This is a genomic window from Streptomyces malaysiensis subsp. malaysiensis (assembly GCF_040653035.1).
GTDB lineage: Bacteria > Actinomycetota > Actinomycetes > Streptomycetales > Streptomycetaceae > Streptomyces > Streptomyces malaysiensis.
The window spans coordinates 171,655-187,111 of sequence record NZ_JBEZNG010000004.1; the positions used below are offsets into that span (position 1 = coordinate 171,655).

General features: G+C 73.2%; 9 protein-coding genes and 1 pseudogene. All 10 read right to left on the minus strand.

Annotated features, from left to right (window positions below):
- Nucleotides 1-673 precede the first annotated feature (673 nt).
- The 10 genes and pseudogenes from AB0E24_RS10320 to AB0E24_RS10365 all read right to left on the minus strand — a co-directional run bounded on the left by AB0E24_RS10320 (nt 674) and on the right by AB0E24_RS10365 (nt 15,196).
- Nucleotides 674-1,558 carry a sugar phosphate isomerase/epimerase family protein gene (locus tag AB0E24_RS10320; RefSeq protein WP_359375998.1) on the minus strand — a complete coding sequence of 295 codons (885 nt, stop codon included), beginning with the start codon at nt 1,556-1,558 and terminating at the stop codon, nt 674-676.
- Between the two features lie 920 nt (nt 1,559-2,478).
- Nucleotides 2,479-3,243: pseudogene (locus AB0E24_RS45980) on the minus strand (SCO3242 family prenyltransferase); the annotation flags it as partial.
- Entirely contained in the window at nt 3,240-4,382 is a 1,143-nt protein-coding gene (locus AB0E24_RS10330) for an inositol-3-phosphate synthase (RefSeq protein WP_359376002.1), read from the minus strand. The pseudogene AB0E24_RS45980 and the gene AB0E24_RS10330, both read right to left, overlap by 4 nt.
- Nucleotides 4,383-5,023: 641 nt before the next feature.
- Nucleotides 5,024-6,439 (minus strand): ThuA domain-containing protein, encoded by a 1,416-nt coding sequence (locus AB0E24_RS10335; protein WP_079153158.1) that lies wholly within the window; start codon nt 6,437-6,439, stop codon nt 5,024-5,026.
- A 94-nt stretch (nt 6,440-6,533) separates the two neighbouring features.
- The gene (locus AB0E24_RS10340) at nt 6,534-8,987 is read right to left on the minus strand and encodes a PQQ-dependent sugar dehydrogenase (protein WP_250849432.1); all 2,454 of its coding nucleotides are present in this window, start codon (nt 8,985-8,987) and stop codon (nt 6,534-6,536) included.
- 282 nt (nt 8,988-9,269) lie between these two features.
- A complete protein-coding gene (locus AB0E24_RS10345) occupies nt 9,270-10,277 on the minus strand; it encodes a sugar phosphate isomerase/epimerase family protein (RefSeq protein WP_069866955.1) in 1,008 nt (335 codons plus the stop codon).
- A gap of 13 nt (nt 10,278-10,290) precedes the next feature.
- Entirely contained in the window at nt 10,291-11,481 is a 1,191-nt protein-coding gene (locus AB0E24_RS10350; protein ID WP_079259459.1) for a Gfo/Idh/MocA family protein, read from the minus strand.
- Nucleotides 11,482-11,541: 60 nt separating this feature from the next.
- Complete coding sequence (locus AB0E24_RS10355; RefSeq protein WP_069866957.1) at nt 11,542-12,597, minus strand: substrate-binding domain-containing protein; 1,056 nt, start codon at nt 12,595-12,597, stop codon at nt 11,542-11,544.
- Entirely contained in the window at nt 12,594-13,670 is a 1,077-nt protein-coding gene (locus AB0E24_RS10360) for an ABC transporter permease (RefSeq protein ID WP_069866958.1), read from the minus strand. Before AB0E24_RS10360 ends, AB0E24_RS10355 begins: the two co-directional genes overlap by 4 nt.
- A complete protein-coding gene (locus AB0E24_RS10365) occupies nt 13,667-15,196 on the minus strand; it encodes a sugar ABC transporter ATP-binding protein (protein WP_079259458.1) in 1,530 nt (509 codons plus the stop codon). The genes AB0E24_RS10360 and AB0E24_RS10365 overlap by 4 nt, the downstream gene beginning before the upstream one ends.
- Nucleotides 15,197-15,457 lie beyond the last annotated feature (261 nt).

Here is a 15,457-nt window from a genome sequence, read left to right on the forward strand (position 1 = left end):
GTAGCCGTCCCAGCGGGAGTAGCCGTCCCAGCGGGAGTAGCCGTCCCAGCGGGAGTAGCCGTCCCAGCGGGAGTAGCCGTCCCAGCGGGAGTAGCCGTCCCAGCGGGAGTAGCCGTCTCGACGGGAGCGTCGGGCGGGGTGGCGGTGGTCGGTGCGGTGGCAGTCGGTGCGGTGGCGGGGGCATCGGGCGGGGCGGTGGCGGCGGGGTGGCCGGTGACAGCAGGCTGGCCGGTGACGGGCGGGGTGGTGGCGGGTTGCGCGGTCGCGGGTCGAGTGGCACGGACGTGGCGACCCGCGGAGGCGAAGTCCAGCTCCCAGCGGGCGGGGCGGGAGCCGCCCGGAGCCGGGCTGGAAGCGGCTTGGGCGGGGCCGGAAGCACCCTGGGCGGGGGCAGAAGCACCTCGGACGGGCGCGGAATCCCCCTGGGCGGGGGCAGAGACACCTCCGGCAGCGGCGGAAACACCCTCGGCGGAGGCAGAAACACCTCCGGCGGGGACGAAATCACCCTGAGCCGGACCGGAAACACCTCCGGCGGAGGCAGAAGCACCCCCGGCCGAGGCGGAGTCGGCCTGCCGCGGGCCCGTTTTCGCTGCGTCCGTCAGGGCCCTGTCCAGCCAGGCGCGTCCCGTCTCGTCCAGGCACCGCTCCACGGCGGCGCGGAGTTCGGTCACGGTCAGCATCGGACGCCTCCCTCGATCGCGGCACGTTCCGCCTCCCGGAGGAACCGCAGCGAGGTGCGGGCCAGTTCGGGACCGGCGTGGGAGTGGCGGGGCAGCTCCACGCCGACCAGCCCCCGGTACCCCGTGGCGCGCAGCGCCTCCAGGACCGGCGGGAAGTCGATCTCCCCCTCGCCGAACGGCAGATGCTCATGCACCCCGCGCCGCATGTCCTCGATCTGCACATGCCGCGTCCAAGGCGCAGCCGCGCGCACGCACTCGACGGGCGGGGCGGGCTCCAGGCACTGGCAGTGGCCGATGTCGAGGGTGAGGCCGAGTGCGGCCGGATCGCCCAGCGCCGTCCGCAGCCGGTGGAATCCGGCGAGGTCGGCGAGGAGATGCCCCGGCTCGGGCTCGATCGCGAGGGCCACGCCCGCCGCCTCGGCGGCGACGACCACCGGTTCGATGGCGTCGGCCAGCCGCCGCCACGCCGTCTCCTCGGGCTCGCCGGGCGGCAGCACCCCGCTGAAGCAGTGCACGGCCGGTGCCCCGATTTCGGCCGCCACCCGTACGGCCCGCAGCAGCAGATCGATCCGGGCGCCCCGCGCCTCGGGGTCCGGGTCGAGCAGGGTGGGGTGGTGCTTGCGCCGGGCGTCGAGCACGTACCGCGCACCGGTCTCGATCGCGACCCCGAGGCGGAGCCGTTCGAGGTCGCGGGCGATGCGGCGGGTACGGGCGGTGAGGTCAGGGGCGAGCGGGTCGAGATGCATATGGTCGAGGGTCAGCGAGACGCCGTCGTAGCCGAGGTCGGCGAGCAGGGCGAGGGCGTCGCCCAGGCGGAGGTCGGTCAGACCGTTGGTGCCGTAGGCGAAGCGCAGGGACTCCGGGTTGGGGCGGCTCATGTCGCGCTGACCTTTCTCGACAGCCGGCGGGCCACGGGCATGAGCGCGAGCAGCCCCGCCGCCGTACGGTGCGCCCCGGCGCGGGAGGCGAGCACGGCCTGAAGCGGGATCATCGCGCGGATGCCGCTGCCGACGGCGCGCTGGAGGAAGTACGGGGAGGGGTTGAGCGCGGCATGCGCCAACGGCCGGGCGACCGTGGCCAGGTACCCGCCCGCGAGGGCGACCCCGGCAAGGGCCGCGAGGCGGCCGGTGGCCGCGCCGGGCAAGGCGGAGGTCCCGGTGCTCCGGGGCGGCGCGGCCCCGGCACGGCCACCCGCGAGGCCGGCCCCGGCGACGGCCGCGATGCGACTGACCGGACGCGTACGCTCGGCCGCCGCTGCGCGCGGGGCGGCGGTCAGGGGCAACCCTGCTGCGGCACGCGGTCCGCCCGGCGCACCGCCACCGATGGCCGCCGTAACGAACCGCCTCGCGGCACCACCGCGCCGTGCCCCGGGTCCGCCCGGCGGACCGCCATGCCCGGTGCCCGCCACGACCGCCGCGCCGAGCCACTTCGCCGGAGTGCCGCGCCCCGCCCGTACGCCCTTGCCCCGCGCGAGCTCGTGGGTGACGGCCGCCGGGCTGGGCACGGCGGTCCCGGGCGAGGCTGCCGCCCGGACCCTGGCCGCCGCGCTCCGGCTCCACCCGTTGGCCGGGCCCCGGCCCACGGCGCCACCGATCACCGGACCACGCCCCGGGACGGCCCCACCGCCGAGCGCCGCGTCAACGGCGGGGACCAGGCCCGCCGGTGCGACGGCGCGCCGAGGGACCCACCGCCGACCAGGGCGGTTGCCCTGGCCCGAAGAAGCCGGGGCGACCAGGGCCCTGGCGAGTCGCCGAACCGGACCACCGCGGCGCAGGCCCGCGCGGGAGAGCTCCCTGGAGAGGGCGGCGAAGGCGCCACCGGCGGCCACGGCTCCCACCGGAGCGCCGCTGGTGGCCCCGTCCGCAGCCGCGGCCGGCGCGCCATGGCCCGCTTCAGGACCGCGCCCCGAAGCGGGCGCCGGGCGCCTGGTGGCGGCCCAGGCGATCGCCGCTCCCGTCGCGAGGGCGCCGAGGGGAGCCGCCGAGGAGCCGCCGACGGCCTCGTGGCGGGAGACCGTGGTCACCGCGAGGGTGTGGGCGCCCAGGACGGCGGCCGGGCGCAGTGCGGAGCGCGCGGCGGCGGGGGCGGAGGCCGTGGCGCCGAGGAGGAGGTCGAGCGCGCGGGCGGCGGCCATGGCGGACGGGCCCGCGGGGGTGTTCTTCAACCCCAGGTCGTACGCCCACACCGCGCCCGCCAGGGCCGTTCCCGTGGCGAGGGCCGGGCGGCCCGCGGCCGCGGCGCAGAGCAGCCCGGCGGCGGTCAGCCCGGTCGCGGCGGTCAGCGCGGCGGCCGGGGCGATACGGCCCGACGGCAGCGGGCGCCCGGGGCGTTCCACGGCGTCGATGTCCCGGTCCGCCCAGTCGTTGAGCGCCATGCCCGCCTCGTACAGGCACAGCGAGGCGCAGACCGCGAGCGCCGTGCCCCGGTTGGGGCGGCTCCGGGCCGCGGCCGCGCCCGCCAGGGCGTCACCGGGCACGGTGAACAGGGCCGACACCCTGAGCAGTTCGGCCCAGTCCCCCCAGCTCCCCCAGCCGCCCCGCTCCTTCCCCGCCGCCCGCGTCATGCCCGGCCCCGCAGCCGCCCGGCGAAGCCGACGAGCGCCGCGTACTGGTCGGCGAGGGCGGCCGGGCCGCCGTCCGGGTCCTTGAAGTAGAAGCCGAGTTCGGGGAGCGGCCCGGCGAGGCCGGTCTCATGGGCGCGGGCGGTCAGCCGGGCCAGATCGAGGACGAGCGGTGCGGCGAGGGCCGAGTCACAGCCCTGCCAGATGGTCTGGAGGATCATCCGCGAGCCGAGGAAGCCCTCGAAGGAGATGTGGTCCCAGGCGGTCTTCCAGTCGCCGAGCGCGCTCACGTTGTCGATGTGCAGCTCACCGTCGGGGAGTTCGCCGAGGGTGTCGCTGAGGACCCGTGCCTTCCCCGCGTTCTTCGCCGCCGCGGCGCCCGGGTCGGCGAGGGCGGCGCCGTCGCCACCGCCGAGGAGGTTCGTACCGGACCAGCTCCGTACCGCCAGCGCCCGCTGTGCGAACATCGGCGCGAGGACGGACCGCAGCAGCGTCTGCCCCGTCTTGCCGTCGCGCCCCGCGTACGGCAGACCGGAGCGCTCGGCGCGCTCGCGCAACCGGGGGTGGTGGAGCCCGGCGGACGGCGTGAAGTTGACGTACGGACATCCGGCCCGCAGCGCGGCGGCCGCGTAGAGGGAGCTGGGCGGCAGGGTTTCGCCGTCCTCGGGGGCCGCTTCGGTGGAGGCGACGTTGACGACGACGGCGCGGGCCAGCCCGTGCGTATGGATGAAGTCGGTGAGGTCGGCCGCGAAGGCCGCGATCAGCTCCTCCTCACCGCGGCCGTCGCCGGGCTGCGGCCCGCCGTGGCGGACGGCCGCGTCGGCGGCGGCGAGTTCGGCACGCACGGCGGCGGGCAGCCCGTGCGGCAGCACCCCGTCGGCGGCCAGCGCCTCGGCCCGCTTGGGCAGCGGGGTCGTGGCGGTGTCATGCCCGCCGAAGACGAGATCGGCGAGCGCGGGAAGGCCGCTGTCCGCGAACGGCGCGGTCTCGGTGACCATTCCGGTCGCCGGCTGCAACCCCCCGGCGACGGCGGCACAGCCCGCCACGGCGGTGGTGGCGACGGAACCGCGAGCGCCGATGAGCCAGACCCCCGTACGGGGTGCGTCGCGGAGTGGGGTGATGTCGTCGGGACGGGTGGTCACTGGCTGCCTCCCGGATGGGGGTGGGTTGCGCATGTGGTTCGGCCACCGCGGATCCGCGTCCGCGGCGGCGATACGTGTGCGGCACCGGTTCGCTCGTGTCGTACGGGTGTCGGGGCGGGTGGGTGAGGGCGGGTCCGGCGAGTGGGCCCCGCGGGTCCTGTCGGCTGGTCGGTCGGTCCGTGCGGGCACTGCGGTGGTGCGAGTGCGGCGGTCGTGCGGGGCGGCGGACCGCCACCGTCCGGGCGGGGCCCGGCAGCGGCTACGGGGCCAAGGACCGGACCCCGAACCCGGAGCTCTGGCCCACGCCCGCGGCCGTGGCCGAAGCCGGGCCGGAACCCGGGCCCTGGGGTCCCAGCTCCGGCCCGGGAGCCGGAGCCCGAACCCGGGCCCCAGAGCCAGGGCTTCCCCGACTCCGGGCATCGGAACCCGGGGCCGTGCCGCCCCGAGGCCCGTGCGCTCGGGTCCCGAGGCGGCCGGGCCCCGGGGCTGGGGAGCCCCGGGGCGGCCGGGGTCCGGGAGTCCCGGGGCCCGGACCCTGGTGGTGGCTTGGGGTGGCGGCGGGAGGAGGCGGCGTACTCCTGCCCGCCGCCACGCCGCCCCCACGGCTCCCCTCGGGCCGTCGGGACGGCGAACGGGGGCGCCTAGCCGTCGTGGTGGTTGTGGTGGCCGCCGCCCTTCGCCGGCAGCTCCTTGACGCGGATGTCGCGGAAGGAGACCTCGTCCCCGTCCCCGTGGTTCTGGATGCCGACGTAGCCCTGCCGCAGGCTGCGCGCCGGGTCCCGGTTGGTGTAGTCGTTGATCTTCACGCCGTTGAGCCAGATCCGCAGCCGCTCGCCCTGCACACGGATCTCGTAGGTGTTCCACTCCCCCGGCGGGTTCAGCGCCGCGTCCCGCTTGGCGAGGTCCGCGGACTGGAAGCCGTAGACCGAGCCCGTGGTGCGGTCGGGGGTGTCCGTGGCGTCGATCTGCACCTCGTAGCCGTTGTCGACCGCCGACCAGGGGTCGTCGGAGGCCGGGAAGCCCACGAAGACGCCGGAGTTGTCGTCGCCCGCCATCTTCCAGTCCAGCTTGAGCGAGTACGAGTGCAGCTCGCTCGCCTCGTACCAGAGCATGCCCATGCCGCCCGTCGAGGTGAGCGTCCCGGACGAGGTGTCGAGGGTGAAGGCCCCGGGGCCCGCCTGCTTCCAGCCGTCCGTCGAGGTGCCGTCGAAGAGCGGGCGGTAGCCCTGTTCGGGACGGCAGTCGGCGTGTGCGGCGCCGGTGGCGTAGCGGATGCCGCCGAGCAGGTGCTGACGGAAGGCGGGGTCGGCGTAGGACTCCTTGGTGTGGCCGAAGCCGGTGTAGAAGGCGCGGCCGCCCTGGTACTCCTGGCACCAGGAGATGGGGTGGTCCTCGCCCATCCCACCGCCCTGGTACGAGGACTCGTCGAGCGTGGCGAGGACCCGCACCCGCTCCCGGGGGTTGGTGCGGTAGTTGTACCACTCGTCCGTGCGCTCCCACGTCGGCGCCAGATGCGCGGTCGCGGGGTTGGCGCGGTCCTCGACGTCCACGGTGGCCTGCTGGATCGCGGGGTGGGACTGGAAGTACGCCCCGGCCAGGCCCTCGTAGAAGGGCCAGTCGTATTCGGTGTCGGCGGCCGCGTGGACGCCGGCGTAGCCGCCGCCCGCCTTCACATAGCCCTCGAACGCCGACTGCTGGGCGGCGTCCAGGACGTCGCCGGTCGTGGAGAGGAAGACGACGGCGTCGTAGCGGGCGAGGTTGTCGCTGGTGAAGGCGGCGCCGTCCTCGGTGGCGTCGACGGCGAAGCCGCCCTGGGCACCGAGTTCCTCGATGGCGGCGATGCCGTCGGGGATCGAGTCGTGGCGGAATCCGGCCGTCTTGGAGAAGACCAGGACGCGGCCGGACGGCTCCGCGGCGGAGTCGGCGCCGGAGGTGGCGGCCCCCGACGCGGCGGCGGGCAGGGCCGCCAGAGCGAGCAGCAAAGTGGCCCCGACCGCGGCGAGGCGTGCCCCGCGCCGGGAGTGGGGTCTGGAGTGCGGAGAAGAGTGCGGGTGCATATCCGTCGTGCTCCTTCCTCCGGGCCGGGGGCGGCCGCAGTGGCCGCCCCCGGCCCCGTTCGTCAACGCGTCAGCGCCTGGGCGCCTGAACGCCTCAGCCGGTGCCGATCGTGAAGTCGTCCACGTCGAAGAGCGCTCCCGCACCGCCCTTGAAGACGAGGCACAGCGTGGTGCTGCGGGCCGGGGTGCCCCGCAGCGTCGTCTTGACGTCCTGGAAGGTCTCCCAGTCGCCGGTCACCGGCACGGTCACGCTGCCGAGCAGCCGTCCGGTCGGGGACCCGCTGCGGATCTCCAGGGTGCCGCCGGCCCCCGCCGAGGAGACCCGTGCGGTGAAGTCCTTGGCGTTGTCCAGCAGATACGGGGCGAAGGAGATCCAGTCGCCGTTTTCGATGTTGCCGACCGTCTTGCCGCCGTTGGCCGGGGTGTGGTTGATCACCGAGACGCCCTGGCTGTCGTCGTAGTGTTCGGCCTGCCGGTGCTTGGGCTGGACGATGCTCTGGTCGTGGGCGGTCAGCGGCGGCTGGCCGCCACCGCCGCCGTCGGTGTACTCGGCGTCGAAGACCCCGAAGATGTTGGCGTTGGGGTCGTGCTCGCCGTCGGCGTTGGTCTTGATGGTGCCGGAGCAGCCGTTCGCCGAGGTGACGGGGTGGCCGTGGCTGTCATGGCCGAGGATGTAGGTGACCTTGACCTTGGCGCAGTCGACGGTGCCGTCCTCCGGGTCGGTCACCTGGACCTTGAACGGGACCTCGTCGCCGAAGGCGAACAGCTGGCCGTCGCCGGGCAGTTGCAGCGTCACCGTGGGCGCGGTGTTGCCGACCGTGAGGTGGACAGTGGCGCTGGCGGTGCGGTCGGTGGGGTCCTTGACGGTGAGCGTCGCGGTGTAGGTGCCGTTCTTACGGTAGGTGTGGGAGGGGTTGGCGGCGCTCGACGTGGTGCCGTCGCCGAAGTCCCAGCTGAAGGTGAGGGTGTCGCCGTCGGCGTCCGAGGTGCCCGCCGAGGAGAAGTTGACCTTCATCGGCGCCTTGCCGGAGGTGCGGTCGGCGCTCGCCTCGGCGATGGGCGAGCGTCCGCCGGTGGCGTTCTCGATCCGGTAGAGCGCGGAGTGCTCGTCGCCGTTGAAGTAGCCGAGGCCGTAGTCCAGGACGTACAGCGCGCCGTCGGGGCCGAAGGCGGAGTCCATGACCTGGGTGCCGGACCACGGGAAGTCGTTGATCTTCTGCACGGTGCCGTCGGCGTCCTGCTCGATCCGCTTGATCCACTGGCGGCCGAACTCGCCCGCGAAGAAGTTCCCGTCGTACGCCTCGGGGAACTTCACCGGGGAGTCCAGCGAGGCGTCGTAGCGGTAGACCGGCCCGGCCATCGGCGATTCGGAACCGGAGCCGAACTCGGGCACGGAGTTGTTGTCGTACGGGATCCAGGCGGGCTGGGCGGGCGGCAGCTCGGTGAGCCCGGTGTTGTACCGCGAGGTGTTCTCGGGCGCGGCGCAGTCGAAGGCGGGCCCCGAGGTGCCGGTGGCGAAGTCGTAGTCGCGGTACGGCTTGTTGTCGGCGATGCAGTAAGGCCAGCCGAAGTTGCCGGCCTTGGTCACCCGGGCGAACTCGACCGCGCCGCCGGGGCCGCGCTCGGGGTTGGCGGCGCCCGCGTCCGGTCCGTAGTCGCCGACGTAGACCGTGCCGGTCGGCTTGTCGACACTGATCCGGAAGGGGTTGCGGAAGCCCATCGCGTAGATCTCGGGCCGGGTCTTCTCGGTGCCGGGCGCGAAGAGGTTGCCGTCCGGGACGGTGTAGGAGCCGTCGTCGGCCACCTTGATCCGGAGGACCTTGCCGCGCAGATCGTTGGAGTTGCCCGCGGAGCGCCGGGCGTCGAAGGCCGGGTTGCGGTTGTCCCGCTCGTCGATGGGGGTGAAGCCGTCGGACTCGAACGGGTTGCTGTCGTCACCGGTGGACAAGTACAGGTTGCCATCGGCGTCGAAGTCGATGTCCCCGCCGACGTGGCAGCAGATGCCACGGTTCGCGGGCACGTCGAGGACCTTCTTCTCGCTGCCGGTGTTCAGCGTGCCGTCGGCGTCGAGGGTGAACCGGGAGAGGCGGTTGACGCCGTCGAACTTCGCGAAGTCGGCGGCCGTGCCCGTGGTGGGGGCGTCACCTGCGGGGGTGTCGAGCGGGGGCGCGTAGTAGAGGTAGATGGCGCGGTTGTCGGAGAAGCCGGGGTCGACACCGACGCCCTGGAGCCCTTCTTCGTCGTGCGAGTAGACCGGCAGCTTGCCGGACATCTTGGTCTCGCCCGTGGCATCGGTCAGCCACAGGGTGCCGTCGCGCGAGGTGTGCAGCACGGAGCGGTCGGGGAGCACCGCGAGCGTCATGGGCTCGCCGGTCTCCTCCACGCCCTTGGCGAGGGTCACCTGCTGGAACTGCTCGGCGGCCGGGGCGGGTTGATCCGCTTGATCCGCGCCCGCCTGGGGAGCGGTGAACGCGAGCCCCGCGCCGACGAGCAGTGCGCTCGTGACGAGCGCGAGGGGACCGCGCAGTCGAAGCCTTTTCCTGTGCACGCTGATCCTCCGTGGAAAGAGGGGGGGTACGGGCGGGCCGTCAGGCCGCCGTGACTGGCACAGGCGCGCGCCGTCGCGCCGGGATGACCGGTGCGGGGCGAGGGGCCCCATGTGACCGGTACATCTCAAGGACCGTAGCGGGGTTTGTCCAGTACGGAAACCCCTTTGACATAAAACAGATCTTCTTCATCCACGAGCAGGACAAAGCTGGGTGGGGGCGCGGTGTGCGGTCCCCCACCCAGTGGCCTTGCGGGCGGGTCCTCGATCGCCGAACGGGCCGGGCTACTTCTCCCCGCCGCCGAAGGCCGCGTCGAACGACGCCGTCGGCGGGTCGAAGTCGAAGTGCTTCAGCCGGGACAGCGCCTCCGGGGCGCCGGTGAGCCGGTCCATCCCGGCGTCCTCCCATTCGACCGACACCGGGCCGTCGTATCCGATCGACCGCAGCATCCGGAACACGTCCTCCCACGGCACATCGCCATGGCCCGCCGAGACGAAGTCCCAGCCGCGGCGGGGGTCGCCCCAGGGCAGATGGGAGCCGAGGCGCCCGTTGCGGCCGTCCAGCCGCTTCCGGGCCTCCTTGCAGTCGACGTGGTAGATCCGGTCCCGGAAGTCCCACAGGAAGCCGACGGGGTCCAGGTCCTGCCAGACGAAGTGGCTGGGGTCGAAGTTGAGCCCGAAGGCGGGGCGGTGGCCGACGGCCTCCAGGGCCCGGTGGGTGGTCCAGTAGTCGTAGGCGATCTCGCTGGGGTGCACCTCGTGGGCGAAGCGCACGCCCTCGGCGTCGAAGACGTCCAGGATCGGGTTCCAGCGCTCGGCGAAGTCCTCGTAGCCCCGCTCGATCATCCCCGGCACCACCGGCGGGAACATCGCCACCAGATGCCAGATGGACGAGCCGGTGAAGCCGATGACGGTACGGACGCCGAAGGCGGCCGCCGCGCGGGCCGTGTCGGCGATCTCGGCGGCGGCCCGCCGCCGGACCCCCTCCGCCTCGCCGTCGCCCCAGATCCTGGCGGGCAGGATGGCCTGGTGGCGCTCGTCGATGGGTGAGTCGCACACGGCCTGGCCGACCAGGTGGTTGGAGATGGCCCAGCACTTGAGGCCGTACTTCTCGAGCAGCCGGCGCCGCCCGTCCAGATAGCCGGGCTCACCGATGGCCCGGTCCACCTCGAAGTGGTCGCCCCAGCAGGCGAGTTCCAGTCCGTCGTAGCCGAAGTCGCGGGCGAGCCGGCAGACCTCCTCCAGGGGAAGGTCGGCCCACTGGCCGGTGAAGAGCGTGAAGGGTCTGGGCATTCCGGCCTCCTCCTCAGGCGGGTACGGGGGTGTAGACGCAGTTCTTCTCCGCGCTGTCCTCGACGGCGGCGAGCACCCGCTGCACCTGGAGCCCGTCCTCGAAGGACGGCTCGGGGCCGGTCCCCTCGGTCACCGCGAGCACCATGTCCCGCGCCTGGTGGACGAAGGTGTGCTCGTAGCCGAGGGCGTGGCCGGGCGGCCACCACGCGTCTAGGTAGGGGTGCTCGGGCTCGGTCACCAGGATCCGGCGGAAGCCGGAGTCGGCGGCGGGCTCGGTGTGGTCGTGGAAGGACAGCTCGTTGAGCCGCTCCAGATCGAAGGCGAGCGAGCCGCGATCGCCGTTGAGCTCGATCCTGAGCGAGTTCTTACGGCCCGCGGCGAACCGGCTGGCCTCGAACGACGCCACCGCACCTGAGCCGAACCGCCCGGTGAACAGCGCCGCGTCATCGACCGTGACCGGTCCGCGGGCCGCTCCGCCCGAGCCGGAGCCGCCGAGCCCGGCCACCGCGCCCGCGGGCAGCGGCCGCTCCCGGATGAACGTCTCGGTGAGCGCCGAGACACCGATCAGCCGCTCCCCCGCCAGATGCTGCGCCAGGTCGACGATGTGCGACCCCAGGTCGCCGAGCGCGCCGGAGCCCGCGTACTCCCGCCGCAGGCGCCACACCAGGGGGAACTCCGGGTCGACGATCCAGTCCTGGAGATAGGTGACCCGCACATGCCGCAGCACGCCGATCCGCCCGTCCGCCACCATCCGGCGGGCGTACGCGATCGCGGGCGCGCGGCGGTAGTTGAAGCCCACCATCGCCACCTGTCCGCGCTCGCTCGCCCGCCGCGCCGCCTCCACCATGGCCTCCGCCTCGGTCACGGAGTTGGCGAGCGGCTTCTCGCACAGCACGTGCTTGCCCGCCTCCAGGGCCGCGATGGCGATCTCGGCATGGCTGTCGCCTGGGGTGCAGACGTCGACCAGCTGCACATCGTCACGGGCGATCATCGCCCGCCAGTCGGTTTCGGCGGCGGCCCAGCCGTGCCGGTCCGCGGCGGTCCGTACGGCGTCCGCGTCGCGCCCGCAGATGGCGGACATCACGGGGCGCGCGGGGAGGTCGAAGACACGGCCGACGGTACGCCAGCCCTGGGAGTGGGCGGCGCCCATGAAGGCGTAGCCGACCATGCCGACGCCGAGCGTCTTCGCTTCAGGACTTTCCATGGGACTCCTTCTGACGATCGCAAACCGACGCGAGGTGGGGGGTCTGGCCCTCAATCGGGCTCAGCTGAATCCCGTGGGGAGGTATTCGTCCACGTTGTCCTTGGTGACGACGGCGGAGTAGAGGGTGAGGGAAGCCGGGATCTCCAGCTCCGCGAGACCGCCGACGCCCTTGCCCTGGCCGAGCGCGCGGGCGAGGTCGATGGCGGAGGCGGCCATGGTGGGCGGGTAGAGCACGGTGGCTTTCAGCACGCTGTTGTCGGCCTTGATGGCGTCCATGGCGCGCTTGGCGCCCGCGCCGCCGACCATGAGGAAGTCATCGCGCCCGGCCTGCTTGATGGCGCGCTCGGCGCCGACGCCCTGGTCGTCGTCGTGGTTCCACAGGGCGTCGAAGTCGGAGTGGGCCTGGAGCAGCTGGGCCATCTTCGCCTGGCCCGACTCGACGGTGAACTCCGCGGCCTGGCGGCCGACCTTCTTGATGTTCGGGTAGTTCTTCAGGGCGTCGTTGAAGCCCTCGGTGCGCTGCCGGGTCAGCTCCAGGTTGTCGATCCCCGCCAACTCGATGACCTTGGCGTTCTTCTTGCCCTTGAGCTGCTCGCCGATATAGCGCCCGGCGTTGAGGCCCATGCCGTAGTTGTCGCCGCCGATCCAGCAGCGGTACGCCTGCGGGGAGGCGAAGATCCGGTCGAGGTTGACCACCGGGATACCCGCCCGCATGGCCTTGAGCCCCACCTGGGTGAGCGCCTTGCCGTCGGCGGGCAGGATCACCAGGACGTCGACCTTCTTGTTGATGAGGGTCTCGATCTGGCCGATCTGCTGGGCGGTGTCGTTGGAGCCCTCGGTGGCCTCCAGCGTGACGTCCTTGTACTCCTTGGCGCGCCGCTTGGCCTGCTCGTTGATGGCGTTGAGCCAGCCGTGGTCGGCCTGGGGCCCGGCGAAGCCGATGGTGACCGCCTTACCGGGCTTGTCATTGGCGGTGTTCGCGGCCTGTTTGGCGTTGTCGCCGTCATCGTTGTTCTCGTTGCTGGTACACCCGGCGGCGAACAGCGCGCCCGCCGCGGCGGTGCCCATGAGCAGATTTCTGCGACTGGTGGTGGAGGAGCTCTTGGCATACCTCATGGCGTCGAACGACCCTTCTGTACCAGGACGGCGGCGACGATGATCGCGCCCTTGGCGATCTGCTGGACATCGCTCTGAAGGTTGTTCAGGGCGAACAGATTGGTGATGGTGGTGAAGACGAGGACGCCGAGGACGGAGCCGGTGATGGTGCCGCGGCCGCCGCTGAGCAGCGTGCCGCCGATGATCGCGGCGGCGATGGCGTCGAGTTCGTAGAGATTGCCGTTGGTGTTCTGGCCCGAGCCGGTGAGGACGACCAGCATGAAGGCGGCGACACCGCAGCACAGCCCGGAGAGCAGATACAGCATCAGCCGCTGCCGCTTGACGTCGATGCCCGCGAGCCGCGCCGCCTCCGCGTTGCCGCCGATGGCCACGGTGCGCCGGCCGAACGTCGTGCGGTTGAGCACCAGCCAGCCCACGACGGTGACGGCCGCGAAGATCATCACCAGCGGCGGTATGCCGAGGATGTAGGAGTCCGGGAGCCCGAGGTCCAGGACCTGGTTGACGGTCACGACCTGGGTCTTGCCGTCGCTGATCTGGAGGGCCAGACCGCGGGCGGAGGCGAGCATCGCGAGGGTGGCGATGAACGGGACCATCCCGCCGTACGCGATGAGCACCCCGTTGACCAGTCCGCAGCCGAGCCCCACCAGGACCGCGCAGAGCAGGATGCCGCCGAGCCCGTAGTCCTGGGTGGCGAGCGTGGTGGCCCACACCGAGGCGAGGGCGACCATCGCGCCCACCGACAGATCGATGCCGCCGCTGGTGATGACGAAGGTCACGCCGACGGTGACGACGCCGATGACGGACGCCTGGGTGAGCACGAGCTGGAGGTTGTCGGTGCTGAGGAACTCATCGGGCTTGGTGAAACCGCCGACGGCGATCAGCACCGCCAGCACCCCGACGAGGGAGAGGTTGCGCAGGTCGGCCAGGCGCCGCAGCCTGCTCAGGGGATCGGTGTCGGTGCGGCCGGCCGGCGGTTTGCCGACCGGACCGGCCGTCAGCGTGGCGCCCGCGCCCGGTACCGGGGCGGGGTCGGCCGGGGGGCGGGACGCCGGCCTGCTCCCGGGTGAATTCACGACGGGCTCCCTTCCATGACGAGATCGAGGACGCGGTGCTCGTCCAGTTCGCGCGCGGGCGCCGTATGGACGACGCGGCCCTCGCGGAGCACCAGCACCCGGTCGGCGAGGCCCAGGACTTCGGGCAGTTCGCTGGAGACGAGGAGGACGGCCATGCCGTCGTCGGCGAGTCGGCGGATCACCGCGTACAGCTCGGCGCGGGCGCCGACGTCCACCCCGCGCGTCGGCTCGTCCAGCAGCAGCACCCGGCAGCCGCGCAGCAGCCAGCGGGCCAGTACGGCCTTCTGCTGATTGCCGCCGGACAGGGTCCGCACCGGCCGCTCCGGATCGTCGGGGTGCAGCGACAGATCGCGGACGCACCGGCGGGCCGCCGCACGCTCCGCGCCGCGGTCCACCCAGCCGCCGCGGGAGAAGCGGGTCAGCGAGGAGACCGACACATTGCGGGTGACGGACTCCAGCATCAGCAGCGCCTGCGCCTTGCGCTCCTCGGGGGCGAGGCCGAGCCCGGCGCGCACGGCGGCGGTCACGCTGCCGGTGCGCAGCGGGCGGCCGTCCACCAGGACCCGGCCCGAGGTGGGGCGGCGGGCGCCGTAGACGGTCTCCAGGATCTCGGACCGCCCGGAGCCGACGAGCCCGGCCAGCCCGACGATCTCACCGGGCGCCACTTCGAGGTCGATCGGGTCGAACTCCCCGGCCCTGCCGAGGTTGTCCAGCCGCAGCACGGGCGTGGCGGTGGCGATCGGGGCGGCGGTGGTGCGGCGCGGGAACGCGTACTCCACGTCCCGGCCCGTCATCAGGGCCACGATCTCGCGGGTGGGGGTGGTGCGGGCGGCCAGCCCACGGGCCGCGGCACGGCCGTCCTTGAGCACGGTGACGCGGTCGCCGATCCGGCGGATCTCCTCCAGCCGGTGCGAGATGTAGACGACCGCGACCCCCGCGGCGGTGAGATCGCCGACGATGCGGAAGAGGTTGTCGACCTCGTCCGGGTCGAGGGCCGCGGACGGCTCGTCCATCACAATCAGCTGGACGTCATGGGAGAGCGCGCGGGCCATCGAGACGATCTGCTGCCCGGCCGCGGAGAGCTCCCCGACCAGCCGCCCCGGGTCGATCTCGGGGTGCCCGAGCCGGGTGAGGAGCGCGGCGGTGGCGGTGCGGGCCGCCCGGGAGCGGACGAAGCCGCCGGTGGCCATCTCATGGCCGAGGAAGACGTTCTCGGCGACGGACAGCCCCTCCACCAGGTCGAGCTCCTGGTAGATGGTGGCGATCCCCAGCCGCATGGCGGCCACGGGCGACTTGAGGGTGACCGGTGTGCCCTTCCAGAGGATCTCACCGCTGTCGGGCTGATGCGCCCCGGCGACGACCTTGATGAGGGTGGACTTGCCCGCGCCGTTCTGGCCGAGCAGACAGTGCACCTCACCCGCTTCGACATCGAGGTCGACGCCGTCGAGGGCCCGTACGCCGGGGAAGGACTTGGTGATCGCGGACATGGTGAGGAGCGGGCGCGGGTCGGGTGGTGCCGGTGCCATGGCGGGCCTCCTCGGCAGTTTCGCTCGGTGCGGGTGCGGGTGCGGGGCGGGTCGGGTGCGGGTCGCTGGGCGTGCGGGAGCCGCGGCGCGGGGCGCGCGGTGTGGCTCGGTGGTGCGCTGAAGCGGTGCGGTGGTGCGGTGCGGGGCGCGACGGGGTACGGCGCGACCCGGAGGGGCGGCTCGGTGGTGCGGCTCGGTGCGGGGTGGTGCGGCTCGGTGGTGCCGGGTGGTGCGGCTCGTGCCTCGGCGTGGCGTACGCCG

Coding starts and splice junctions, on each gene's coding strand:
- AB0E24_RS10320 (WP_359375998.1), bottom strand. CDS start 1,558: ATGAGCCGCCCCAACCCGGAGTCCCTGCGCTTCGCCTACGGCACCAAC.
- AB0E24_RS10335 (WP_079153158.1), bottom strand. CDS start 6,439: ATGCACCCGCACTCTTCTCCGCACTCCAGACCCCACTCCCGGCGCGGG.
- AB0E24_RS10345 (WP_069866955.1), bottom strand. CDS start 10,277: ATGCCCAGACCCTTCACGCTCTTCACCGGCCAGTGGGCCGACCTTCCC.
- AB0E24_RS10350 (WP_079259459.1), bottom strand. CDS start 11,481: ATGGAAAGTCCTGAAGCGAAGACGCTCGGCGTCGGCATGGTCGGCTAC.
- AB0E24_RS10355 (WP_069866957.1), bottom strand. CDS start 12,597: ATGAGGTATGCCAAGAGCTCCTCCACCACCAGTCGCAGAAATCTGCTC.
- AB0E24_RS10365 (WP_079259458.1), bottom strand. CDS start 15,196: ATGGCACCGGCACCACCCGACCCGCGCCCGCTCCTCACCATGTCCGCG.